Source organism: Neobacillus niacini (assembly GCF_019749295.1).
Lineage (GTDB): Bacteria > Bacillota > Bacilli > Bacillales > Cytobacillaceae > Neobacillus > Neobacillus niacini_D.
Window position 1 is genome coordinate 77,775 of the sequence record NZ_JACWFG010000002.1, and the last position, 26,768, is coordinate 104,542.

At 40.5% G+C, this 26,768-nt stretch carries 21 protein-coding genes; 1 reads left to right on the forward strand and 20 read right to left on the reverse strand.

Translation table 11 applies throughout. The features are described 5' to 3' along the window. Positions 1–19: 19 nt before the first annotated feature. The 15 genes from H0184_RS04065 to H0184_RS04135 form a co-directional block, all read right to left on the reverse strand. The gene (locus H0184_RS04065; RefSeq protein WP_221821562.1) at positions 20–1,024 is read right to left on the reverse strand and encodes a LacI family DNA-binding transcriptional regulator; all 1,005 of its coding nucleotides are present in this window, start codon (positions 1,022–1,024) and stop codon (positions 20–22) included. 75 nt (positions 1,025–1,099) lie between these two features. Beyond that, positions 1,100–2,215 (reverse strand): glycoside hydrolase family 88/105 protein, encoded by a 1,116-nt coding sequence (locus tag H0184_RS04070; protein WP_313771708.1) that lies wholly within the window; start codon positions 2,213–2,215, stop codon positions 1,100–1,102. An 18-nt stretch (positions 2,216–2,233) separates the two neighbouring features. Beyond that, on the reverse strand, positions 2,234–3,061 hold the full coding sequence (locus tag H0184_RS04075) for a carbohydrate ABC transporter permease (protein WP_221821563.1): 828 nt from the start codon (positions 3,059–3,061) through the stop codon (positions 2,234–2,236). Continuing rightward, positions 3,058–3,933, reverse strand: coding sequence for a carbohydrate ABC transporter permease (locus H0184_RS04080; RefSeq protein WP_221821618.1), 876 nt, complete (start codon positions 3,931–3,933; stop codon positions 3,058–3,060). Before H0184_RS04080 ends, H0184_RS04075 begins: the two co-directional genes overlap by 4 nt. A 19-nt stretch (positions 3,934–3,952) precedes the next feature. Next, positions 3,953–6,430 carry a hypothetical protein gene (locus H0184_RS04085; protein WP_221821620.1) on the reverse strand — a complete coding sequence of 826 codons (2,478 nt, stop codon included), beginning with the start codon at positions 6,428–6,430 and terminating at the stop codon, positions 3,953–3,955. A gap of 67 nt (positions 6,431–6,497) precedes the next feature. Beyond that, positions 6,498–7,766 carry an ABC transporter substrate-binding protein gene (locus H0184_RS04090; RefSeq protein ID WP_221821622.1) on the reverse strand — a complete coding sequence of 423 codons (1,269 nt, stop codon included), beginning with the start codon at positions 7,764–7,766 and terminating at the stop codon, positions 6,498–6,500. A 308-nt stretch (positions 7,767–8,074) separates the two neighbouring features. Further along, on the reverse strand, positions 8,075–10,411 hold the full coding sequence (locus H0184_RS04095) for a helix-turn-helix domain-containing protein (RefSeq protein ID WP_221821624.1): 2,337 nt from the start codon (positions 10,409–10,411) through the stop codon (positions 8,075–8,077). Positions 10,412–11,054: 643 nt separating this feature from the next. Next, positions 11,055–11,603 carry an HAD family hydrolase gene (locus H0184_RS04100; protein ID WP_221821626.1) on the reverse strand — a complete coding sequence of 183 codons (549 nt, stop codon included), beginning with the start codon at positions 11,601–11,603 and terminating at the stop codon, positions 11,055–11,057. Continuing rightward, positions 11,603–12,613: a Gfo/Idh/MocA family protein gene (locus H0184_RS04105; protein ID WP_221821628.1), complete on the reverse strand. Its 1,011-nt coding sequence runs from the start codon at positions 12,611–12,613 to the stop codon at positions 11,603–11,605. Before H0184_RS04105 ends, H0184_RS04100 begins: the two co-directional genes overlap by 1 nt. Continuing rightward, positions 12,610–13,668: a Gfo/Idh/MocA family protein gene (locus H0184_RS04110; RefSeq protein ID WP_221821630.1), complete on the reverse strand. Its 1,059-nt coding sequence runs from the start codon at positions 13,666–13,668 to the stop codon at positions 12,610–12,612. The genes H0184_RS04105 and H0184_RS04110 overlap by 4 nt, the downstream gene beginning before the upstream one ends. Positions 13,669–13,728: 60 nt before the next feature. Continuing rightward, the gene (locus H0184_RS04115; protein ID WP_221821632.1) at positions 13,729–15,264 is read right to left on the reverse strand and encodes an extracellular solute-binding protein; all 1,536 of its coding nucleotides are present in this window, start codon (positions 15,262–15,264) and stop codon (positions 13,729–13,731) included. A 52-nt stretch (positions 15,265–15,316) separates the two neighbouring features. Then, positions 15,317–16,171 carry a carbohydrate ABC transporter permease gene (locus H0184_RS04120; protein ID WP_221821634.1) on the reverse strand — a complete coding sequence of 285 codons (855 nt, stop codon included), beginning with the start codon at positions 16,169–16,171 and terminating at the stop codon, positions 15,317–15,319. A gap of 2 nt (positions 16,172–16,173) precedes the next feature. Then, the gene (locus H0184_RS04125) at positions 16,174–17,148 is read right to left on the reverse strand and encodes an ABC transporter permease (protein ID WP_221821636.1); all 975 of its coding nucleotides are present in this window, start codon (positions 17,146–17,148) and stop codon (positions 16,174–16,176) included. Continuing rightward, positions 17,145–17,897: a YesL family protein gene (locus H0184_RS04130; protein WP_221821638.1), complete on the reverse strand. Its 753-nt coding sequence runs from the start codon at positions 17,895–17,897 to the stop codon at positions 17,145–17,147. Before H0184_RS04130 ends, H0184_RS04125 begins: the two co-directional genes overlap by 4 nt. Before the next feature lie 195 nt (positions 17,898–18,092). Further along, positions 18,093–18,776 (reverse strand): MgtC/SapB family protein, encoded by a 684-nt coding sequence (locus H0184_RS04135; RefSeq protein ID WP_221821640.1) that lies wholly within the window; start codon positions 18,774–18,776, stop codon positions 18,093–18,095. Between the two features lie 426 nt (positions 18,777–19,202). On the opposite strand from H0184_RS04135, the gene H0184_RS04140 reads away from it, so the two are divergent. After that, entirely contained in the window at positions 19,203–21,521 is a 2,319-nt protein-coding gene (locus H0184_RS04140) for a glycoside hydrolase family 95 protein (RefSeq protein ID WP_221821651.1), read from the forward strand. Positions 21,522–21,746: 225 nt separating this feature from the next. Here the strand turns inward: H0184_RS04140 and H0184_RS04145 are convergent, their stop codons facing one another. From H0184_RS04145 to H0184_RS04165, 5 genes are all read right to left on the reverse strand, one after another. Then, a complete protein-coding gene (locus tag H0184_RS04145; protein WP_221821653.1) occupies positions 21,747–22,112 on the reverse strand; it encodes an aminoacyl-tRNA hydrolase in 366 nt (121 codons plus the stop codon). Positions 22,113–22,641: 529 nt separating this feature from the next. After that, a complete protein-coding gene (locus H0184_RS04150; protein ID WP_221822423.1) occupies positions 22,642–23,520 on the reverse strand; it encodes an aminoglycoside phosphotransferase family protein in 879 nt (292 codons plus the stop codon). Between the two features lie 127 nt (positions 23,521–23,647). Continuing rightward, positions 23,648–24,592 (reverse strand): mannose-6-phosphate isomerase, class I, encoded by a 945-nt coding sequence (manA, locus tag H0184_RS04155; protein WP_260631426.1) that lies wholly within the window; start codon positions 24,590–24,592, stop codon positions 23,648–23,650. An 18-nt stretch (positions 24,593–24,610) separates the two neighbouring features. After that, positions 24,611–25,480, reverse strand: a complete 870-nt coding sequence (locus H0184_RS04160; RefSeq protein ID WP_221821655.1) for an ROK family protein — start codon at positions 25,478–25,480, stop codon at positions 24,611–24,613. An 18-nt stretch (positions 25,481–25,498) separates the two neighbouring features. After that, a complete protein-coding gene (locus tag H0184_RS04165) occupies positions 25,499–26,728 on the reverse strand; it encodes an MFS transporter (RefSeq protein ID WP_221821656.1) in 1,230 nt (409 codons plus the stop codon). Positions 26,729–26,768: the final 40 nt, after the last annotated feature.

Here is a 26,768-nt window from a genome sequence, read left to right on the forward strand (position 1 = left end):
AGCTTTATACTTATTTACACTACTTATTCAAATCTCTCACTGATTCCCGTTCAATGAGTGTGGGAGCCAGCATAATCCGATTCGGCGGTATACTAGGATTCTCGATTGCATCAAGCAATTGTTCGATTGTATAGCTGGCAAGTTTCGCAATCGGTTGAGCAATGGTGGTTAAACCAGGATCCGAAATTTCGGCATGGATGGTATTATCAAAACCGATAATTGAAATATCCTGAGGTACCGATACACCTGCTTTACGCACTTCATTAATAAAAATGGCAGCAATTAAATCGGTTGAAGCAAAAACAGCACTTGGCCTTTTTGGCAATCGTAAAATTTGATTAGCCGCTTTTCTAGCTTCGTTAATCTTCGACTTTGCTTCAATGACTAGAACACCTTCGAGGTCTACTCCTTCATCAACAAGAGCTTTCTTAAAGCCCTCAACACGCAGCACACCACTGGCTCGTTGTGGTTCAGTAATGATCACAAAATCTCGGTGTCCTTTTTCAATTAAGTAACGGCCCGCTAGGTATCCTCCTTTTAGGTCGTCTGTTGTGACAACATGTGAATCAATAGCAAGATGGTCAATCGAAAACAGGACGCTCGGAACGTTCCTGTCATTAAGGCTCCGTAATTTCTTGAGATCCTTTGGCTCCGTTGCGATGATGATTCCATCCACTTGCTTTTTGATTAACAGCTCAAGATAATCATGCTCGCGCTCAAGCTGATAGTCTGTGCTGCACAAAATAATCGAGTACCCCATTTCTCGAGCATTATTTTCTAGCGCACGAGCGACCTCAGCAAAGAATGGGTTAGCAATATCAGGAACGAGCACACCGATCGTGAACGTCTTTTTCCCTGTTAAAGCGGTTGCAACGCTACTGGGTTGATATTCAAGCTCCTTCATAATCTGAAGGATTTTGCTTTTCGTTTTTTCGCTGATTCGTCCTGTATTGTTTAGAACTTTAGATACCGTAGCAATCGACACATTGGCCTCTTTGGCTACATCATAAATCGTCGGTTTCATGGCATACTCCTCTTCTCGTCTAATCATCCCCTATTACACGAAGTCAATTTTCTTCATTATAACTTAATTCGTTTATTAACTAAACAAATCTTCATGCTGCAGCACTTCGGATAGAAGTACAATTGCCAAAGCTTGACCATATGCGGTAGGTGCAAGAATGATTTTCTTATAATCTTCCTTTTCTTTGCCGATTGCTGTACCGGCCGAAACATTTAGAACCGTTCCGTCTTCGGCAATATTCGCCAAGACCGCTTCCACAGCCTTACGACAAACCTCCGTGTAGCTTGAATCCAATAGTCCCAATCGAATTCCTTTTAGAACTCCCGCAGCAATCGCACTGGAACCGGATACCTCGGTATAGCTGTCTGGATCATCGAGCAGCGTATGCCACAGCCCATTTTCAGACTGCAAGGAAACCAGTCGATCCACCTGGGCTTTATAGGTGTGAACAATGTTCTCATAGTACTTAGACGTTACCTGCCCTTTCAATGTTTCAATCAACTCCGGAGCCGCCAAGGTATACCAGCTATTCCCGCGGCACCAATGGGCCTCACTAAAGTGATGATCATGATTAAAGTCATAGCCATGATAGAAAAGGGATTCTTCTGGTTTGAAAATATGTTTAATATGAAGATTAAATTGGTAAACCGCTTCCTCTTTCCACGCTTGGTTATCATATTTGACACCCATTTTACTGAGAAACAGGACAACCATAAACAAAGTATCAATCCAGATTTCTCCTTCATGAAGCTTCAAATCATGTTTCGTATCACCAGACGTGACGTGCTGGAGCCCATTTTCTTTTGTCCTAGCTGCTTCATTCATCACCCAGTCTACCCATTCTAAGGCAAGGGGTTTCATCTCTTTTAAATCCATTAATGTTAACAATGGGGCAGTCGTATTGATATTTTTTAATGGTAAACCGCGCTCAATCTGATCCTCTGCCCATTTTTTAATAAAATCGCTGTAGTCTGGAAAGTCGTCATCGCCAGCTAGATTCTTAAGTCCGAGCAATCCAACACCTTGTGGCCAATCCCACTCTTCCATTCCAAAATCTCTTGGGAAGTAGCCAATCTTCTCAGCGTCGTCTGCTCCTTTTAAGGACTCTTCATCTGTAGGCCTTTTTAAATCTAACAGCTGGTTGGTTATTTTTAACACGGAAGCACGAACATCTGCCATAACTTTTGTCACTTTTAGGGTCACCTCTCTTTAGTCTTTTAATCCAGAGCTCGCTCCAGTATCCATAATGTATCGTTGGAAAACTGTAAAAATCAGAACCATTGGTAAAATTGAAATCACAGAAGCTGATAATAGCAGCACCCAGTCAATGTTATCCGCACCAACTATACTTCGGAGGGCAACCTGAACAGTATATTTATTTGGATCACTGATTACGAGTAATGGCCAAACATAGTCATTCCAGCGCCATTGGAAAGAAAAGATTGATAGCGTAATAATGATTGGTTTTGCAATAGGAAGCATAAGACCAAAGAAGATCCTGCCTTCATTTGCCCCATCGATTCGTGCTGCTTCTAATAAATCATCTGGAACCGTTTGGAAAAACTGTCTAAACATAAAGATACCAGTTGCTGTATTAATAGAAGGAATAATCAATCCCCATAAGCTGTCATAGAGACCGAGCGTCTGTATGACGGTAAAAGTCGGATTCATAATAACCTCGGTTGGCAGCATCGTGGTGGTTAGGATACAAAGAAAGAACACACTTAACCATTTGTAATTATATTTTGCCAAGGCATATCCACAGGATGCACTGGCTAATACCGTTAGGACAGTAGTGGCAACGGTTACCATCAAGGTATTCATTACATATTTCGTAAATTCCATTGTGGCCCAAGCATATTCATAGTTTCCAAAAGTAATTTCATCAGGGAAAAACTTTAGTGGATAACTAAATAATTCACTTCCCGGTTTAAAGGAGCTCAGTAACAGCCACAAAATTGGAAATAGATAAACAACCGCTAGAATTGCGACAATGGTGGTAAGGAGTATGCTAGTCGTTCTACTTTTCGCAGTCATATTTTACTCCTTTCTTCAACCTTCATATTAATTAAGGCGAACAAGAGCAGGATTACAAATAACACCATGGATACTGCACTTGCATATCCAATATTTCGCTGGTCAAACCCTGTTTGGTAAATGTATTGCACTAAGAACGTATTATCCGTTCCAGGTCCACCGTTTGTCAGGGATTGTACCATCGCGAATTCCTTCATGGAATGGATGACAGATAACAAGATGACCATAAACGTTGTCGGTTTTAAGGATGGAAGCGTAATATTCAAGAATTTCTGCCATCCATTTGCTCCGTCAATGTCGGCAGCCTCATAGTAGGATTTCGGGATGTTCATTAATGCAGACATCATGATTAACATATTAAAAGCAGTTCCTCCCCAAATCGTTGCAAATAACACAACCATAAGAGCCATGTTCCCATCTGATGACCAACTAATCGGATCAATCCCAATTAATCCTAAGGCATAGTTGATAAATCCAAAACTTTCTCCAAACATCCAACGGAAGATGACCCCCGCTACCAGCGGAGAAATCAACCAAGGGAAGAAGAAAATAATCTTGGCAATTCCCTTCCCTTTGGTATACTTATTCACTAATAGTACGGAAATGAGCAGGGAAAATACATACAACAACGGGACACTAAGGACAGTGTAAAGGAAGGTACGTCCCATTGCTTTATAAAAACTCTTGTCTTGAAAAAGGTTCACATAGTTTTCTAGTCCAATAAAGTTGGCACTAATTCCAGTATAATCGGTAAAAGAATAGTAAACTCCTAAAACTCCTGGCCAAGCAAAAAATAGAGTGAATAAAACCATGTTCACAATTACAAATGCCAATGCCCACTTGTGGTTTTTATCTTTTCTTCTAGTAGTCAAATTTGTTCACCCTCATTCGTTAGAGCTCAAGAAATTCGCATTCAACCTTATAACCTGCGTTATATTCGACCTTTTTCTGATTCACATATAGTTCATCCTGAATCATAGCTAAAGTACCGATGTGGTTATTTTGATAGAACCAGTCATTGTCATTGATCTCTATAGTAGATTCCAATTGTTCGTTAATAAATTGATTAAACGATTGATGTTCATGCTCTGAAGACATCGTAACGATTACTTTATGATTTTTCCCATTAGAACGTACTTCTCTAAAGGCTACGGCCCCCTCGGTAATTCTTTCATACCCTTCACTGAAGTAGATTCCGAGATACGTTTTATCTTTTCTTACAAACAACCAGTTGTTATTTTCAATCATTTCATCCAGCTTCCAGAAAGGTAAGTAGGCATGGATGAAGGGGATAAATGGATCTTGAATGCGATATTCTAGCAGCATGGTTTGTTTATACTGTCTAATATTTGGGCTATATCCATTACCAGCCCAGAAACTTGGACGATTCTCACCGCTATACACAGATTCTCCTGGATGGTTCAACCAAACCTGTGTATTGTCCTGACCAAGTGATAGATTCATAGAATGCTGCTGGTGGCCGCGATTAAAGGCATTGAAATGAATCGCTGAACTCATACAGTAGTTTTTCGTTTTAAAATTATAGGTATAAACCTGTTTAATTCCTTGAATATACTGAGTTAATATTGCTTTCGAGTCATCTTCAACAAAATACTGATCTAATTGCGGCGGAATATAGTCTGAGATGCAGAACAAGGCAGTCGATCTCATTGCTGTGTTTAAATTTCCTTTTTTCCACGTGATGAATGCAAGGTTTGAAACCTCACCTAATTCCATTGCCTTTAAATCATGTTCATAGACTCTTCCATAGGTTGTTGCCATCGTTTTTCCATGAAGATTAACCGCAATAATCTCAAAAGTTAAATCCAATGCTTTTTTTGCCAGATCCCGAATGTTTTCGTCTGGAGCTGCTTCATAAAGGCTGAAGAAACCGATTAGATCGATTGGCAGATAAGTGGTCGAGTTCCACTCAGAATAGCCATATTTAAAGAAGATTTCAAACCATTCTTCTAGGCGTTCCTTTCCTTTTTCATATTGCTCTTTCCCTGTTCGGTTACTTACCGCAAATAGCTTATCTTGATAAAGGTGACCGGCAAAATACTGAGAAACATGGAAGAGAAGGGCATGATTTTCACTAAAGTACCACATAACATCGTTTCCTGGTTCATCAATCCAATAACGGAAGTTAAGCGCTAACTCTTCCAGTTCTTGATGGAAATCCTGTGGGATCACATCATGATACTTGATGGTATACCCCAAGAGCGGTGCAAGTCTGAAATCTGCGCAATCACCCTTCTTCTGAATTTCGTTGAAACAGCTTCGAATATGTTCCTTGGCTTTTTCATCCACCTTGCCAGTAAGATGTGTCATTGCGATTCCAACGTTTAAGTCCAGCGTCTTGCTTTCAGTGAAAAACGCTAATGCTTGTTTTTTCCGTTCAGACAATTCATCGGAGAAAGCTCTTTCGGAATAATCCTTTGCCAGAATAGAAGCGACCATCCTGCGGCTGACCTCCACTTCTCCATCCACCACGACTCCGATGTCAAAATACGTTAAGCCATTCGTTGGAAGAGTATCCACTGGCATCAATAAATGTGGGTTGGCATTTGGATCAATCGCAATAACATAATCATATTTCGATTCAGTTCCATCCTCCGATTGTTTCACTAAGACAGGATTTAATAACTTGTTACGATTTACATTCATAAATAATTGTTCGGTATCATTTATATAGTCTCTGTCGAGATAGATTTCAAGGTTACCAGAATGATAAAGATCCTTTGAAAAATAAAGCGAAGTGAGTAATCCTTCTGCTTTCTTAATTTTTTCCGGTGATACATTCACTGGAAAATATCCTTCTAATTCAGTTTGTCCTGTGTACTTGAGTTCCATAAAATAATTGACATCACGCTCTGCTAAATCATCCATATAAAGGACGACTTCATTGCTGCCTTTTGCTAGAGTTAATTGTATTTCCTTGAAAGAAACTTGATTTCTAGTATACGGAGTCCAGCTGATTTGCTTTTGATTATTAACCCAAATTTCTACACTGCCACATGTGCTAATTGTAAAAGGGATAGTTTGATCATGTTCACTAATTAGGAATGTCTTAGCATAAACACTTAGTAAATGCGGTGTTGGAATAAATGATGAGAACTCAAACCGAGTATTCTCAAAGGGGAAATAGATATTCGTAAAGTTTGAATCTGTGAGTTGAATGTCCTCATTTAAGCGTTTGTCTAGGAATTGCTGACGACCTGGATAGACAATTTGTACATATTCTTCTGTAATATTCACCGGATGCTCAAATGTCGTTTTTTCTGATTGGAAAGGTTCTATTTTCAAATCAGTGTGAATCCATCGGTTAACGTGCTGGTTTGGTTGAATTTTATATGTATAGCGATACATTTTCCATTACCTCTCTTTTAAGGAAATAGGGAATATTTGTTTCAAATATTCCCTATTGATTTATTCATTACTTTGAGTAAGCTTTTGTTAATGCTTCAGCTGAATTCTTAATCGCATCGTCAATCGATTGTTCACCGTTTAACGCCTTAACGATATTATCTTTAATCGCGCTTCCAGGTGTTTTTTCAGAAGTTAATTGCAGGACATCACGTTCAGCCTTTAACTTAGCTGCGATTGGGTCAGAAGACGCCATTTCATTTTGGTAAATTTCATATGCCTTTGTTCCAGCCTCACCAACACCGTAATCTACCTCTGCACCTTCAACTACAGGAAGGTATCCGCCTAAGCTTGCAGCTTCTTGATAGTTTTCTTTTGTATATAACCAATCAATAAACTTCTGAGCTTCTTCTTCTACTCCAGAACCTTCGAACTTCACAATATAGTTACCGCCTAGGTTAGTTGCACGGACCTTTTCATATGGCATATAAACGGATGCCCATTCAAAGTTCTTGATGTTCTTTTCGAAATCTTTAATTTGCCATACACCAGAATAATAAGCTGCTACTTGTCCGCTCTTGAACATAGAAGATGGATCTTCACCAGCTGACCAAACTGCCTTTGGCATAATTTTGTTGTCATTTAACTTAAAGAAATATTCTAAACCCTTTTTGGTTTCAGGATTTGTTGTATACTTGCCATTTTCTTCGTAGAATCCTTTACTTCCAAATTGATATAACATGGTTGATAAGCGGTGATCGGATTGGTCCATAACCAAACCATATCTTGCATCCGTTTTATCAAGTACGGTTTCTAATGCTGCTACAAATTCATCCCAAGTCCAGATATCATCTTCTGTTTGAGGGTATTCTACGCCTGCCTTATCAAATAAATCTTTGTTGATAAATAGCCCAACAGCTGTCAAATCAATTGGAATGGCCTTTACCTTTCCTTCTTCATCCTTGATAGCAAGATCTTCACGAACACTTTTGTCTTTTAAAGTAGAATCTAAATCTCCTAAACTATCTTTCCAAACTGGATTAAATCCCGAAGTCCGTGCTAACGCAGGAGGATTTCCAGCTTGAACCATGTTTGTGATTCTTGTAGCCATATCGCTATACGGTACATCTACAACTTCAATTTCAACGCCAGTTTCATCTGTATACTTCTTAGCCATGGCTGCTAAAGCTCCACCTTCAACATTATCTCCCGATACAAAGAATTGAAGCTTCACATCTTTCTTACCATCTTTTGCGGTTTTGTCTGAGTTCGAGCACGCAGTTACAACTACCAGCATAAGAGACAACAATAAAAGCAAACTGATTTTTAACTTTTTCACTAGATTTTCCCCCTTAGTTGAATGGTACAGAGTTCGGGTAAGCGCTTTACCAAAGTTCTAAAAAAAATATAGATGTTCGTCTATATCTTTAATTCCTCTAAGGGAAAGCGCTTAACTTAATTAGATTATATTTTAACAATTTTCAAAATTCAACACATTTTTTCATAATTCTCTATGAATTTCTACTCTTATTTTGTAACTATAATAAAATTTATTAAACCTTCTTTTAGTATAACGCTTTTCCTCTTAGAAACACTATTTGCCAATAATACAAAAGTGGTGCCTGTTCACCAGTTTCGCTAAAACAGTTACTGCGCGGCTCGAGATTTTCGGTATTGGCTTGGCGGGATGCCTACTTGCTTTTTGAAGATGCGGTTGAAGTAGCCCGGACGATAGCCTACGCTTTCTGAGATGTCATTGATTTTCATGTCGGTGTTCAGGAGTAATTCTTTGGCTTTGTCAATTCTAAGTTGGGTGATGTAGTCGATAAAGTTGGTGCCAATGGCCTTTTTGAAGTATCGGCTAAAAGTGTAGGGGTTGGTTCCCACTTGATCGGCATAGCTTTCTAATGATAGGTCCTTCATATAGTTCACATGAATATCCTTAATCACCTGATCGACGATTTGTTTAAGCTCAGAGTCACTTCTTTCTTCCAGCATTTCAATAAACGGAACAATGATCTTGGTTTTGAACCAGCGAACAATCATTTTAGACTCCTGTATTTGCGATAATTCCTCAAACATATTTCTGCCTTTGAAAAGTTCATAAGGGTGAATACCTGAGTGGATAATCTCATGTTGAATGCTAGAAAACAGCAGCATAATGCCTGGTTGGATGTTAATTTCATTTATGCCCTTTTCGGAAAGTTTCTGTAAAAACTCAAACAGCAATCTCTCTACTTCTTCCAACTGACCCATGCGAATCGCCTGAACAATCTCTTTTTCAATATCAAAGGGATAAAAAATCTGATGGAGTGCATCCTCTTTCTTTAACTCTGCTAAATCAATAATTTGATTATGATTGTTGTACGTACGATAGCCCGCACCTTGTTTCACTTCTTCAAACATGTGTGGAATCTGTTTGATACTTTCAGTTGGTTTACTAATTGTGACTGTTACTTGCTTATTGAAATTATGATTAATCATTTCGGTAATTTGATGGATAAACTCGTATACATCCTCCCGAATCTCCTCCTGACTAGGGTAAGCGATTAACATCCCAACCGAAAGATCATGGAAGTCCATTAAGTTGTATTGCCCAAACATTTCGTCTGCAGTTTCTTCCAAAACATTCGTCACAGCCATAGCGATTAATCGCTCATCATTATGTTGATTGCTCTCATCCAGTTCAACAATCCCCGTTACTCGAACATCCACCAACATAAACAGGTGCTGGTCGACCTTCCATCCATAGTTTTCGAGACGCTCCCTTAACTGCTCCTCGGTCTGGTTGAACAAATATCCCTGAATTAATTGGCTTAAAAACCGCTTCAGCAATTGTGGTATCTGTGCAGATAATTGCTCCTGCAGGTTTCTGCTATCCTTTGCAAGGTCCTGAATTTGCTGCTCAATCAATGAAAACTCATCTTTGCCCTTCTGCCTTCTCCATTGACTTACTTCATCTTCTTTATCCATTAAATGAAGCAGTTTGGCCACTGGACGATAAATTCTTTTAGAGGCAAACCAGGCCATGATGAACGCAATGATAAGGCCCGTCCCGCTTATAGCGATAATTAACTTTGAGATAAAGATAATCGGCGAGGTAATGAAAGTCATCGGAGCCGCTGAAACATAGGTCCATTCGGAATTAATTCGTTTCTGGGTACCATGTGAGACAGAATACTTTTCCCCTTCATACTCAAAGGTAAACATTCCACTATCGCTGCCCCGCTTGTCCAACTCCTTCTTTAAAACGCTTACAATTTTGGGTGAATTCGTATGATTGGCCTCTACTAAAATTTGATTGTTTTGATTCACTAAAAACGCTGCCCCTTCTGGATATGGGTTCAACGTATTCACAATTTCGGTAAGTCTTGATTGGTCTATTTTTACAATAAGAGTCCCATAAGCAGAATTTGTTCGGAATCCAAGGTTGTGCACCAACATCATGGAGGTATGTCCCTTACTCTTAGAAGGTCCCTGTTCCACCCAATTGATACTTTTCTTTTTCGCTAAGATGTCGCGATAAAAATTCTTTACACTATCTTCTTTCACGGTCGTGTAATTGGGCCGAAAAAGAATAGGTGTTTCCTTATCAACAAACAATTCAACATTATCGATCAACGGCTGACTGCCTTCTAGAACGCCAAGAAACTTTTTGATTTCTCTGGTTGTGGTAAACTCCCTGACAAAGTCAACTTCATTCAACGTTTTGCGAAAATGCGGAGCAAATGCCCACTGAGCAATGGACATTTCAAGAACGTCTAATTGATCATTAATATTCTTGGCCCTTTCGTCAATTTGGTTCTCATGTAAGTGGGTTAGTTCGTTTTCAACCTTGCCGGCACCAAACAGATAGATCCCGACCCCTGAGATGAGTCCTGGTATAAAAGTAATAAGTAAGATGAGAACAAAATTTTTCCGAAAGTAACGACTTTTCCAGCCAACCCCCAGACTTTTCCTCGATTTCTTCAAAAATCTCAGCAACTGTTTCCCCCCTTAAGTTTGTCTAAATTTCTGAAAAATTAGCAAATTAAATATAATTATGTATTATAAGGGAGTAATGCGAAAAAATCATCTGGTTTTTAAGTAGTCAGACCTCTGAGGGTGCTGGCTATTTGTGACCCGGGCTCTTGGTTTCTACCACTCTTCAGGTACTAATAGAAGCTATTCGTAACCGTATTCTCGGTTTCTATTACTCTTCGGGCACAAATAGATGCTATTCGTGACCGTATTCTCGAGTTCTGACACTCTCCGGGCACAAATAGATGGTATTCGTGACCGGGTTCTCGGTTTCTACCACCTTTAGGGCACGAAAAGATCTGCAGAAAAAACCCATATCACTCTCAAGGTGATATGGGTTGGCGACTATCATATAGTGGCGAATACTCTCTGATAAGTGGGTTTACTCTCACATAACGGTATTTACTCTCGGATAAGCAGCTATTACTCTCACATAACAAAATTTACTCTCGGATAAGCAGCTATTACTCTCACATAACAAAATTTACTCTCGCATAAGCTGCCATTACTCTCACATAACAAAATTTACTCTCGCATAAGCGCCATTTACTCTCACATACTAGAAAAATACTCTCGTATGCCGACCAATTAGCAAATAACCCTCCTGCTAAAGCGTCGCCTTCTTCAAAGATATCTCCTCATTAAGCTTTTCCGCCAACTCTATCAATTCCATCGGTTCTTTGATAGTATACGTCGGCACTTCTGTTTCATCGGCAGGGCTCTTGGTGTATCTTGGCGCCCAGTCGATGAACACATTTTTAATTCCTAGTAAGTTTGCTCCTTTAATATCTCGTCGCAGGTTATTTCCGACCATTACTACACGGTCAAAGTCTTTTTCTGAGAGATCAATAGCGCCAATTGCCGCTTTAAACATGCGCGGACTTGGTTTCAATTCCTTGATATTTTCAGAGTAAATCATCGCCTCGAAGTAATCATATAAACCATGATCTGTTAACATATTTTTAAAAGATTGCGCCAATCCATCTGCCACTAATACAAGGCGGTATCCTTTGTCATGCAGGGTTTTCACCATAGTGTCTGCACCCGGAATCACGTCTGCTTTTACAACCACATCGTATTGATCCCTGATTTCCGTTCCTTCATCGATAATCGTGTCGCCGCAATCTAAAAAAATGATCAATTCCTTTTTTTTCATCAAACTCTACCTCCATAACTGGCTAGTTCCACTCTTCTGCCCTCAGCATGGGAAACAAGCGCCGCTTCATTGATCTGCGTCAATCGCCACATATCCTCCCGCGTAATACTAGGCTCACTAGCTACCTGGATTTGCTTCACCCACTGCTCCATTGCACTAGGCAATTTTGCAGGCAGTTCACTAGGCGTGAACCATTGTCCATCATTCACATGAATGCTTTTAATTTTCAAACCACCCTTTTCAATGATGATTTGCCCGTCCGTTCCGTGCAGCTCCAGTCTAAAGGAGTCATTCGAGCTAAAACCTGCCTCGATGATGCCTAGTACGCCAGAAGAATAATCGACTAAGACAGCAGAATTATCATCCACTTCATGCCCGAGTGTTGACTCTAATCTTGCATAAACCCCTTTTGGTTTCCCGGCTAAGCGATTGGTTAAATAAATCGGATGGGCACCCAAATCCATCAATGCTCCACCGCCGCAAACTTTCGGATCAAAAAAGTAGGGAGGAAGTTTCCCATATGGTTTCCCCTCAAGCGGAAGCCCCATCCCATGAGCCAGGCGGCAGCGAACACTGTTTATCCTGCCTAGCAACCCTTCTTTTACAGCTTTCTCAGCATATAAATAATAATCATCATTCAGCCGCTTTAACGATAACATCAAATGAACACCGTTTTCGTCTACAGCAGAAAAGATTTCATCGCAGTCATTAGTGGTAAACGCCAATACCTTTTCACTAAAAATATGCTTCTTATGTTTTGCCGCTTCGAGCATCACTTGTTTGTGCATAAATGTCGGAGTATCAATAATGACACCATCAATATCAGGATTTGATAGCACCGCACTCAAGTTTTCTTCAAATGGAACCCCTAACTCGCTAGCCCATTGTCTTCCTCGTTCAGGCTCTTCATCCCAAACCACCGCAATCTCAATGTCAGGGTTTGCCAAGGCCTCGCGGGCGTAATCATTCGCATGGACGTGCCAGCGACTCAACATCGCAACCTTTATCATACTTCCACCCCACTCATACTAATCGCCTTGTTTTCATCAGCAGATTGATAGATTGCCTGAACAAGATGCTGTAAGATAGCCCCTTGTTCTGGGTTACTGCTTGGGTGAACCCCGCCAAGGCAGCCGTTAACAAATGCCTCTATTTCTTTAACCCTTGGCTTCTCCCCCTGTAAATAAACTGGGGTTAAATCCACTAAAGTATCATGCTTTTCTTGATAGATTTTCAGCGGGAATACCTTCGCGCCGCCTTTGTCACCCAATAACTCCACTTGCATCACATCGTCTTCTTCAATGTTAGCGGCAAAAGCCGTTTCCAACAGGAGTGACGCACCGTTCTTGAATTTGATCATGCCAACAGCCAGGTCTTCAATCGAGAAATTCTCCCAATCCCAAGGACCACTTAATCCCACTCCAGGTTTGTTTCCTAGTTTCTGATACGTACTGGCCAATACCGTTTCCCCTTCAGGGTACCCCATTAAATAGAGGGCCGCGTCTAACATATGAACACCAATATCAATGAGTGGACCGCCGCCTTGGAGCTCCTTATTGGTAAATACCCCCCAGCCTGGAATGCCGCGTCTACGCATCGCCGTCACTTTTACACTATATATATCACCCAGTTCGTTGGCATCGACAAATCGTTTTAACGCCTCCACTTCTGGTGTATAACGATAATGGAAACCGTACGTTAGTATCTTTCCTGCTCTGTTTGCAGCTGTGGCCATCCTTACCGCTTCTTCATAACTCATTGCCGGAGGCTTTTCACACAAAACATGGCATCCGGCCTCTAATGCTTTCAGTGTGGCATCACAGTGAAACTTATTCGGTGTACAAATACTTACTGCATCCAATTCCACTTCATCGAACATGGTTTCATAGCTGTCAAATGCATGCGGAATGGAAAACTTCTCTGCACACTTTTGGGCCTGCGCAAGATTAACATCCGCAACTGCCACAATTTCAACTCTATCCGAGCACTTCAAGTAAGCGGGGATATGCGCTCCCATAGCAATTCCGCCTGTTCCGATAATTCCAACCTTCAACTTTCCTGCCATTCTATCTCCTCCTAAACAGGATCAGATCCTAAGATACTCTTTAGGATCTGATATACTGAATTATTTTTTCGCTTTGGATTTCTTTTGAGCTTCTTCATATTCCTTGGCAATCTTATCGCCGCCGCGTTTCTTCCATTCTTCTACGGCCGCTTTCCAGCCTTTTTCATCGAGCTCACCCATAATGAACTTTACGTGTGCATCATCGAGAAGGACCTCCAATTGCTCACCCATTTCTAAATACGTATCGGAAACAAGGGCCAATGTTGGATCTGAGACCATATACTGCTCGTTTTCCTTTGTTAACTTCAATTCTAATTCAGCCAACGGTGTTAACGTACCTTCCATCGCATTGTCAAGCGGAGTAAGAGTGGCTAATGGAGCACCATAAGCACCTACATCATCCGCATTCGTATCTGGAATTCTTTCCGCTTTACCGTCAACCACATTATAATGCACACCTTCAATACCCCACGCGAATAGGTTTGAACCTTCTTCACTCGCAAGATCATCGAAGAATTTAAGCGCCTTTTTCAACTCATCTTCTGTTTCGAGGCTTGCTTTAGGGAATAGGAAGAACCCGTTATGTCCGCCTTCCGCAAAAATTCGTTTTCCATTTCCATTTTCCAGGATGCTGAACATGCTGAACTTTGCATTCGGATTGGATTTCTGGGCACCTAACTCTATATTTTGAGTAGAGTTGGAGGTGTCAATCATGACCCCAGCTTGACCCGTTTCAACCGCAGCTGTCCACTCTGGACGATCGATAACCGTAAAGTCTTTATTCATAAGACCTTCTTCATTGAGTTGTTTTTGGAATTTAAGTGATTCTAAAAACTCATCCGTGGTAACATCGCGAACAAATTTGCCGTCCTTTTTTACTTCCCACTTATTAGGGGCGCCAAAGAATGGTGCATAGTACGTAAATGGCTGACCTTGGTTCATGACAATTCCGTACGTATCATCCTTGCCATTTTTGTCAGGATCGTCAAACGTGAAGGCACGTAACATTTTGTGGAACTCTTCGATTGTTTTTGGCTCTTCCATGCCAAGATTCTGCAGCCAGTCTTGTCGATAGATGAAAACCCTGCGCGCCATTGGACGAACCCTTGGGACACCATACGTCTTACCATCATATTTAATGTTTTCATAGATTTGACTATTAATTTTTGAAAGATTCTTAAACTCATCTAAATACGGTCCAATCTCCCAGAAAACTCCGCCTTGTACGGCATTTAACACATATGGATATTGCTGATGTCTTCTCGGAATCGGAACCGCATCCGGAAACTCACCAGAAGCAATCATAACCGGAAGTTTTTCTTCAAAAGCAGTACCTGGCAACGGATTAACCGTTAGCTTTGTGTTCGTCATTTCTTCAATGATTTTCTCAACTTCGTTACCTTCTTTTGGGAATTCAACACCATCAAAGTTAAACATTAGTGACATCTCAAACGGACCCTTGTCTTTTGCCCCTTCTTTGCTCTCCGTGCTTGCTTTATCATCTGAGCATCCTGCTGTGAAAAGTGTTAATCCTAATAGTGCAGTGCTTAATAATCCCAATCTCTTTTTCTTTTTTAACCCCTTCAATACACTCATACTGATTCCCCTTTTTCGCTTTATTTTTTTATTTAATGATGAGGTAAGGAACTCATCCTTTTACTGAGCCTAGCAGCACGCCTTTGGCAAAGTGCTTTTGTAAAAATGGATACAAGATAATGATTGGAAGTGTCGCAACGACAATAACTGCCATCTGGATTGATTGTCCGTGATAAGGAATGGTTTCAATCGATGAAGAGTCCCCGATTGCTCCCGAACTCAAGATAATCAACTGCCTTAAAATGACCTGAACCGGATAAAGTGCCGGATCTGAGATGTAAAGAATCGCATTGAAATATTGATTCCAAATCCCTACCGCGTAAAACAATCCAAATGCGGCGAGTGCTGGCAATGACAATGGCAGGACAATACGGAACAGAACCGTCAATTCATGTGCCCCGTCAATTTTTGCTGATTCCTTCAGCTCACCCGGGATACTTTGGAAAAAGTTCTTTAAGATAATCAGGTAAAAAGCAGAGATGGCATTTGGAATAATTAACGCCCATAGGGAATTAAGCAAACCTGTCTGCTGGACTACGAAGTAGGTCGGGATCATCCCGCCGCTAAATAGCATTGTGATCAACACCATCATCAAGAAGAAGCTGCGTCCTGGCAGATGGGTATGTGACAAAGAGTAAGCCATCAAGCAGGATAGTGCTAATTGGACAAACGTACCTACCAAGGTAACAAACACAGAAACGAGTAAACTTTTCGTGAATGTATCTGCTGAAAAAATATATTGATAGGCTTCAGTCGTAAACTTCGTTGGGATCAGATCAGATGTGGCACTAAAAGACGTAACGACAATGTACACAAAGGGCAAGAGCGCGATTAAACCGACAAGTAAGAGAAACGTATGATTAAAGATATCGAAAATCTTGCTGCCTAAACTTCTTGATTCTATCATCTCTAATAAACCCCCTCTTCTCCAAATTTTTTCGCCAGCCAGTTCGCTCCTAATACAAGGACGAAAGCGACGGCTGATTTGAACAACCCTACAGCGGCACTGTAACTAAATTGCCCCTGCTGCATCCCAACTCGGTAAACATAGGTATCAAATACCTCACCGACTTCACGATTCAGCGCATTCACCATAAGGAAGATTTGCTCAAAACCTAAATCTAGGAAATTACCAAGACGTAAGATTAACAGGATGACGATGACACTGCGGATCGAAGGCAAGGTAACATGCCATAGCTGTCTCCACCGAGATGCACCATCCATACTTGCTGCTTCGTATAAATTAGAATCCACGCCGGCTAGTGCGGCAAGGAAAATAACCGTTCCCCACCCAGCATCTTTCCAGACCATTTGCAGGACAATCATCGGCCTAAACCATTCAGAATCCGTTAAGAAATCAATGGTTCCAAACCCTAACTTTTCAAGGATGGCATTGATGATTCCTCCTTCTGTCCCGAAAATAATATAGAAGATCCCGACAACAACAACCCACGATAAGAAGTGTGGAACATATACAAAGGTTTGAATCGTTCTTTTAAAAACAGATTTTCGAATTTCATTCAGCATAAGCGCCAATATAATCGTAACGGGAAAGAAAATCACAAGGTCCAGCACCGCGATAATGACCGTGTTTTTCAATAACATCCCAAATTCCGGTTCAGTAAAGAAACGCTCAAAATGTCTGAAACCAACCCATTCACTGGCCCATAATCCCAGATGGGGTTGATAGTTTTTAAACGCCATCAACATTCCCCACATCGGAACATACTTGTAAATGATAAAATAAAGCAAACCTGGCAGCATGAACAGGTATAACCATCTTTCCTTCCAAATCCGGATCGCCAAAGGCTTCTTGGCTGCAACAATAGGTGTTGATACTGCTGATTCAGTAGGCAGTGCGTCTTTTGTTATGACTTGACTCATCCTCTTTCTCCTCTCTCTAGTAGACTTTCTCCTTTAATGGAAGGGTTTACATTATTGCTATTTGCTTTTCCAGCCAAACTCGCCGCAAGCTGCCTTAAACCCTTAATCACCAGAGGGATGAGACCACCGCTTGTCTGTTTTTCAATCCGTAAAAAAGCATAATAGGAGATGCCCATGATCACCAATGCCAGCATACTAACCACAAATAATGGGATAAGTCCCGGGATAAACATCAAAAATAAATAAAGTAGATAAATAGAGAGTATCATTAGGATCGTTAAAGGTATATTCATGATCCCAATCATCAGCGCGTATTTAAAATACTGCGACAGCTTCAACTCGAAATGAGCGTAAACCGGTACAATGTAAAGTAATAGAATCATATAGAAAATGCTCATCATAAAGATAAAAGAAACAATCAAGATATGAAGGAAAGGATTTTCAATCACATTGATATACTGGTAGTTCACATATAGAATCATTCCGATTATCGCAAGAATGAATCCAATGCCATTTGATTTGATAAATTCTTTCTTATATGTGGAAAAAAAGGTCTTTCCTATCTGTACATCTTCCTCCTGCTTCAGCCACTTTCGGGCAATGGTAAAGGTCGCGACGGTTGCCGGCATGACCCCAAATATACCCAATCCCAAAATCGTAAACAGGATCCAAAGGAAATTGAGATAAGCCAATTTCATAGCCCACTCACTAAATCGGAAAAGGCCACCCATGGCTCCGCTCATCTGCATACCACTTTCACCTCCTATGAAATTTAAAATCAACTTTTCTGATTACCCAAAATATAAAACGCTTACAAACCTGCAACAATATTCATTTTTTGTAATCATGATATCCAGAGTTACTTATTTGTTAAAAAAACCTTGATTTATCAAGAAAATAGGCACTATTTTGTAGCAGTGTCACATTCTTGCAGCTAGTTATTTTTAATTACTTCCAACCTCTAAAACATTGATATCGCGTATTTCTCTGATACTGTTAAAAATTTCGGAGGCATTTTTATGCTTTGGAACGTTCAACACCAATTCCATTTCATACTGACCTTCCTGCAAATCTTTAATATACACATCGTTCACTTTATAGTTTTGAAGTTTCATCTTTTCAATGATTCTTGAAATATCAACTTGGTTAATGATAAGAAATTTCACTTTTAATTCTTTAGAAGAGATCGTTTTCGGCATGAACAAATGAACAATAACCGGTAATATCTCAAGTGAAAACAAGATAATTCCGATGCTGATAAAAGCCTCATAATAAAATCCTGCACCAACTGCTATCCCGCAGCCTGATGCACCCCATATAATTGCTGCTGTTGTTAAACCAGAAATCTCATTATTTCTTCGTCTTAAAATAACACCTGCACCTATGAAACCAATCCCACTGATCACTTGGGCCGCTAACCGCATCGGGTCTGTTCGGATGTTGGAATTCATGCTGCTATACATTTCCGCCGACTCGATTGATACAATGGTAATCAAACAGCTGATCACAGAAATCACCACGCAAGTTTTTAACCCCAATGGCTTTTGCTTTAGCTCTCTTTCCAGCCCCATAATAATTCCTAATACGGCTGCCATTCCTAAGCGAATACTGATAGCCTCTAAGCTCATTTCCCCTCTCCTTTCATTTTTTCAGATATTATTGGACAGAAATCCACTATTTTGTTTCATGGCTTTCCAAAATAGCCTCAATGATTTTCATAATCTGGTGGCCATCCTTCAAGCATTCGCGGAAAAACCCGTTCCAATTATCCCGACCTTTACCACGCGCATATATTTCACCTTCTCTTTTTTATACTTAAGTAGAACTATAGTGTGGATTGTCTCTTGCAACAACAAGACATTTTTTCAAAGTTTTACATTGTTGATTTTTAGGGGGATTACTCAGTTTCTTGCATGAGTGGGATTTTTTTGCAATGCAGTGAAAACTATCAGGTGCAATAAAAACAGGATAGAGGACGGAAGGAATTTGAAGGGCTCACACTGAATGGATAAGAATAGGAATTTGAAGGGCGTCTATGAAGGGAGAGAAAAAGAATGAAGTTACAATACATACAAGCTGCTAAAACGTGGAACGAAGCACTTCCAATCGGAAATGGCCGGCTGGGGGCGATGATTTTTGGAGGAGTTTGTGAAGAACATTTGCAATTAAATGAGGATACCTTATGGTCCGGAGCACCAAAGGATTGTAATAATCCACAAGCAAAAGAACTGCTGCCAAAGGTACGGAAGCTGCTATTGGATGAGAAATATGAAGAGGCTGATCACCTATGTAAGGAGATGCTTGGACCATACACGCAATCTTATCTGCCACTTGGCGATCTGTACATTCACTTTCATCATGGTGAAAATATTCAATCCTATGAGCGGGGGCTAGACCTCAAAACAGGAACGAGTTATGTTGAATATGTGATAGATGATGTTACCTATACCCGTGAAATATTCGCATCCTATCCAGACCAGGTAATTGTCATCACTCTTCACGCCAGCCAACCTGGCAGATTGGATTTTACAGCAGAGTTAGATAGCTCATTGAGATTTCAGACTACTTTCGAACAAGATCAACTGATACTTCAAGGCATCTGCCCAGAGCATGTGGATCCGAATTATTATCATACAGACCAACCTGTTGTTTATGGGGATCCTGATTCAACGGACGCTATTAGATATGAAGGGCGTTTAGGTGTAAAAACAGAAAATGGTTCCGTTAAGGTTAATGAAGATAGCCTACATGTAACTTCCGCTAGCACTGTGACACTTTACTTCAGTGCTGCAACCAGTTTCAATGGCTTTGATAAGTCGCCAGCTAGGGAGGGAAAAAATCCTTCTATCGCGGCAAAGGCATTTTTAGAGGCAGCAATGGGAAAAACGTTTGAAGAATTACGGAGTTCCCATATCGAGGACTATAAGGCGCTATTTGACAGAGTAGAGCTTAACTTAGGTGAAAGGATTGCTCCTGAATGCTTACCGACGGACCAATATGTTTTAAACTATGGCGCAAGGGATCCAAAGCTGGTGGAATTGCTTTTTCAATACGGCCGTTATTTAATGATCGCGAGTTCAAGGCCAGGATCACAGCCCGCGAATCTTCAAGGAATATGGAATCAACAGATTCGCCCGCCATGGAGCAGTAACTACACATTAAATATAAATGCTGAGATGAATTATTGGCCCGCAGAAACATGTAATCTATCGGAATGCCATAAACCTCTTTTAGACTATATTGAAGAATTGGCGCAAAACGGGAAGAAAACCGCTGCGGTGAATTATGGCTGTCGGGGATGGGTCGCACATCATAATGCAGATTTATGGCGCCAAAGTGCACCAGTGGGTGATTACGGACATGGCGATCCTGTTTGGGCTTTTTGGCCATTAGGAGGAGCTTGGTTATCTCAACATCTGTGGGAACATTATAATTTCGGCAGGGATGTGGCATATCTTCGAGATAAAGCGTATCCGACTATGAAGGAAGCCGCTCTTTTCTGTTTGGATTGGCTGATGGAGGACGGAACCGGGAATTTGGTCACCGCTCCCTCTACTTCGCCGGAACATAAATTTGTTACACCAGATGGCAAGCTAGCTGGTGTCAGCATATCATCAACCATGGACATGTCGTTGATATGGGATACTTTCACCAATTGTATCGAAGCTTCTGAAGTTTTGCAGATAGATGAAGATTTTCGGAAAGTATTGACAGAGGTACGTAGTAAACTATTCCCGATGCAAATCGGCAGTAATGGAACTCTACAAGAATGGTTTAAGGAATGGGAAGATGAAGACCCCCATCATCGTCATGTATCACACCTCTTTGGAGTTTTTCCAGGACGGCAGATTACGGAAACAGATGGTAAGGAGTGGTTTGAAGCTGCCCGAAGGTCACTGGAGGTGCGGGGAGATGAAGGAACGGGATGGAGTCTTGCCTGGAAGATTTGTTTGTGGGCTCGATTCAAAGATGGTGACAGAGCACATAAATTAATATCCAATCTCCTGCAGCTGGTAACAGAAGATAATAGCATCTCTCAAAAGGGGGGAGTCTATACCAATCTGTTTGATGCACATCCTCCTTTTCAGATTGACGGGAACTTTGGATTCACCGCTGGGATAGCAGAAATGCTCGTGCAGTCGCATCATGGAGAAATTCACTTGCTCCCTGCCCTTCCGTCCGGGTGGTCAAGTGGATATGTAAAGGGATTACGAGCTCGAGGAGGATTCGAAATCGACCTTAAATGGGAGAATCATAAAGTAGAATCTGTTAAAATACATTCCCATTTTGGCGGAATGTGTCAATTGCATATCGGTGATGACAGAATTTCATTTAATACAGTCAGGGGGACGGTTCTTGCGGTTCAACTATGACTCTTTCCAGGTAGCCAGGGGGACGGTTCTCACGGTCCAATTATAGCTCCATCCAAACTTACGTAATTGCCAGTTAAAAGAGAATTTAATCTCTGTGAGGCACATTTTTAAAAATTTCCCCAAAAGAACGTTTCACTGATTATTGACGGCTAAAAAAACCCCCTCAGCTACTTTTAGTAGTTAAGGGGGTACTTAAAAAAAGAGCCAAGTTAACCTTCTCCAAGTTTAGTTTTTAAGCAGTGTTAAGTGTCCGACGATTTCCTTTGCTTCAGATTTTTCCATGGGCGGGAGTGCAATAACAGTCAATGAACCTGATTTAATCTCGGTTAGGCCGCTGTCACGAATACTGAAATATCCTCTTTTTTCTAACTTTTCAAGCTCGGCTTGCTTACCCTTTAAGATAATTTTTTTCATTCCGGTCTGGATCCATTCTACAAAATCATCGTGCCTTTCAGGAAAAGGAGATTGCGAAGACATCAGGTTAATCGTACTTAGAGTTGCAGCATGAGCCACTTGGGCTGCTGTTTTCCCCTTTGACATTGATAGATCTTTATTTACAATAAAATATTGGACGAGATCTCGTTTTTCCATCTTTTTTATCATTCCTCTTTTAAAACTTCTTTAAAGTCTCAGCATTTATAATGTTCTACCTAGCTGGAACTAGCTTCCCTATCTAATTAACTCCTTATACCCACACACTATAATCCCATTATTTTTTATCTTCTTATTCGTTTATATCTATATAGTAGACAAAACGACTGTTTTCTACTAATTCATTTTCTCGACAATTTTCTTCCTGCTAAAGAGGAGTAAACCCAGTATTATCAGCACATAATGCAATTCTAATCAAACGATTAGTTAACTCAAAATCTACTCATCAAACGTTTGATTAAATAGCGGGTAAACCCCTTTCTTAAATGGTTTTTTCTTGATTTCAGGAAAGGTATTTGTCGAAAAACAGTTAAGATACTAGAAACTACTAAAATACAAAAACGGCGTTAATCAAACGTTTGATTAGTAAGAGGTTGAATCAGTTGCTGATTTGGAGAAATTTCAAACTTTGCCATCAGAACTGTCCCTAATGTCCTCCAAGTAAAGAAAAAACTAATCAATCGTTTGATTAGTTTTTGTAATCTTTGATTATAGTCCATATAGTATTAGATGCTTCTTCCGCTCTCACTTTATCATTATTTTTGTAAGAGTCATATGTGATTAATGCCTTCCACAGAGCCCATCCCCGCGCTCGATTCCAGGTTCCTTCGTCAAAATTCAATTCATTCTTAAATACTTCTCTACTGGCATCATCAAAGAAGTTCCAAGCTATTGCAGCATCACAAGAAGGATCTCCTATTCCTACTATTCCAAAGTCAATAACGGCACAGAGCTTTCCATCCTTCACTAATAAATTGCCTGTTGCTATATCACCGTGCAGCCAAACAGGATCTGACTCCCATTCAGAATCTAAAGCTAAGCTCCAGATTTCACGCAGCAGACCACCATCAAAAGTGTCACTGTTGTTTTCAATGGCATTTCTAGATTCTTCATTGTATATAGATAATGAACTGCCTCTATAGAAATTATGCTGACCAGCTAGCGGACCCCCACTAGCATCAATGGCCTGTAACTCTTTTAAAAATGACCCCAAGTCCTTTGCTAGATGATTAAGGTTATCAATATTGTTGTGAGATAGAGTGTCTCCCTCAAGCCATTTATAGATGGACCAGGACCACGGATATTCTTTATTCGGTTTTCCTTTTGCGATTGGAGTAGAAACGGACAATGAAAGTTTTTCAGCAATAATGGGAAGCCACTTTTGTTCCTTTTCCACCTGTGGAGCATAGGCCGCTGCACTAGGTAACCTGACACTCATATGATTACCTAAATGAAATGTTCTATTATCATGTCCACCATTGTTTACCGGTTTGATAGTTAAATGAGACCACTCTGGAAACTGTTCGTCTATTAGTCTTGCTACTAAATCGACATTGATAATCACTATCTCGCTCCTTCCTTTTTCAAACTCATAGAAAGAAGATGCCCTAAACGCCTAAGCACCTGTGCAGCTCATCAATGGTACTAAAAGATAAAAAGCCATCAGAACCGTCCCTATGGTCTATACCTATGGTCTAGGTATGAGAAACAATCAACTCACAATTTCCGTCGATTTCAAATTCTCCTAATCCCACTGGAATAATGAGATGGGTTCCTTTTTTTAATGGATAACGCTCTCCGTCATGAACAAGGACCCCATCTCCCTTAATGACACTAAGAAGCAGATATTGATCAGTAAAAGAAAATACAGATCTTCCGCCAATATCCCATTTATATACGGAGAAAAACTCAGATTTCGTAAACATGGTTATCGTAACATTTTCCCGTTCTTCAACCACCGGTGAAAAACCTGTTTCATGATGGGGTACAGTCGTTACATCAATTGCCTTTTCTAAATGAAGGTCGCGCAGATTCCCCTCCGAATCACGACGGTCATAATCATATACGCGGTAGGTGGTATCAGAGCTTTGCTGCGTTTCCAAGACAAGCGTACCTTCACACAGAGCGTGAATCGTTCCACTTGGTACATAGAAAAAGTCACCGGGTTTAATTTTCACTCTTCGGAGCAATTCGTTCCACTTTCCTTCACTTATTTGCTGGATTAAGTCTTCTTTTGTTTTTGCATTATGTCCGAAAATCATGTCGGCATCTTTTTTACAGTCGAGAATATACCAGCATTCAGTTTTACCAAGCTCACCATTTTCATGAATGTTCGCATACGCATCTTCTGGATGGACTTGTACCGATAAATCCATGTTGGCATCCAAGATTTTTGTTAAAAGTGGAAACACTTCTTCCTTTGAGTTTCCGAACAACTCTGGATGCTTACTCCATAGTTCATCCAAGGCCATACCTGCATAAGGGCCATTTTCAATAATAGAAGGACCATTTGGATGGGCAGAAATCGCCCAGCATTCTCCTGTTTGATCACTTGGAATTTCATAACCAAATTCCTCACGTAAAGTACTTCCACCCCAAATTCTTTCTTTAAAAACTGGTTTTAATAATAATGGCTGCATAATTTATTCCTCCCAAATTCATTCATTCTCAGCTTGCAATGCTTGATGAGCGAGCATAAGCGCGCCAGTTATCCCCGCATTATCACCTAAGCTAGGACTGACTATATAATCAGTAAGCTCCGGCAAAGCTACATACCCATTAATAAATTCATTTAAATATCTATTAATAAAAGTAAATACTTGTTTCTGTTTCATTACTCCACCGCCGAGGATGATTTTTTTCGGCGATAGAATTAAGATATATTGCATTAGAGCCTGCGCAAGATAGTAAGCTTCCAACTCCCAAACCTCGACTTGGTCTACAAGCTGATCACCTTTAACACCCCACCGGTTTTCAATCGCTGGTCCAGCTGCAAGCCCTTCTAAGCAATCGTGATGATACGGACATTTTCCTTTGTATGGATCATTAGGATGACGTCTAACAATGATATGTCCCATTTCAGGGTGTGAAAGCCCTTGGAGGAGTTCGCCTTGAACAATCGCCCCTGCTCCAATTCCTGTACCAACCGTAATGTACAAGCAGCTGTCCAATCCTTTAGCAGCGCCAAAGGTTGCTTCTCCCAATGCAGCTGCATTTACATCGGTGTTGAATCCAATAGGTACTGAAGATGCCTCTTTTAAAACCTGCACAAGAGGATAATGGTTCCAACCTGGTTTTGGTGTGGAGGTTATGTAACCATAGGTAGGACTTTCCTTGATCACATCAATCGGGCCAAACGAACCCACCCCGATGGATGTTAAAGGATATTTTTTAAAAAATTCAATCACCTGCGGCATTGTTTCAGCAGGGATTGTCGTTGGAATCTGGATTCGTTCTATTATCTGCCCCGTTTCATTACCGACTGCACAAACGAATTTTGTCCCTCCTGCTTCAATGGCACCCAACATAGATAATACCTCCCAAACTTATAATTGATTAGAACGAAGTACTGAAACTTTTTTCGACTTTCTCCAAATCATATAGAGTGATGGAATCATAATGACATATACAATCGGAAAAAGACTAAACGATATCGGTAAAAGCTGGTCAAAATTAAGGTATTTTCTCATCACTAAAAACAAAGCTACACCGATGATTCTTCCTATTCCAAGTGGAATTTCACGGATAATGATATAATCTAACCGCTTTTCCTTGTAGTCTGGATCCTTCTCAATCGCCTCGTAAATCATCGCGCTCATCGAGTTCGTAATCATATTCTGTGCTAAAGGTGAGATGACCCCAAAAACAACCAGCGAAAGGATGACAGGAAAAATGGATAACAGAACAGAACTCAAGAATATACTGACCGAACCAATCGTATAAATGGCGAGACGATATTTCGGATTAGAGTACCTAGCGAGTACATAGAATGTAGCAATCGCAACAAGTTCTGCGGCTGTATTATAAATACCTAGACTCAACTCTCCGCCAGCGACTTTGAAGGTAATCATTGTAATTAAGAAGGTTCCGTACACGCCCGATACAATCCCATCAGCAAACATGACCTTATACATCTTCTTCCATTCCCTCGATGGATTCTTGATGACTTCCCAAAAGTAACTTTTGGTGGTAATCGGATGACCCTTTACCTTTAAAGAGGTTAAAAAGGCAATAAAAAAGAAAACACAGGTTCCAATAAAAACAACATAATAACCAAACATACCCTCAAATTGTGAGATGATAATCCCTGACAGAACCGGTCCGATGACACCGCCGATGGTAAATAAAATTCCTTGTACATATAAAAATTGATCACGGTTATCGTTCGTAGTTAAATCCAACACCGCCAAGTGCATGCCGACATAATATAGGCTCATAGCCAACCCATTTGAAAACCCTAACAACATAATATGATCTCGTAATGTATCATGGAAAATAAGCATAATTAAATAGGTGATTAGGTAAAAGACAAAGCCTAATCGCATCGTAATCATTGGGCTCGTCTTCCGAGCAAGCCACCCGCAAAGTCCAAAACAAAAAATGAGTGCAATCGACCAATACAAACTATAATGGGCCAGCAAGGAATAAGTTTTATCCAGCTTCCATAGGAAAACACTTTGAAAAATACCTGACAAAACTCCCCCAAAGGAAAAGAGGGCATTCATCAGTAAATAAAACTTCAATTCTGTAGAAAAAGACTTAAATACTTGAAACATTCGTTTGTTCTCCTTTTAAAGCTAAGTTGGCTAATGGCCG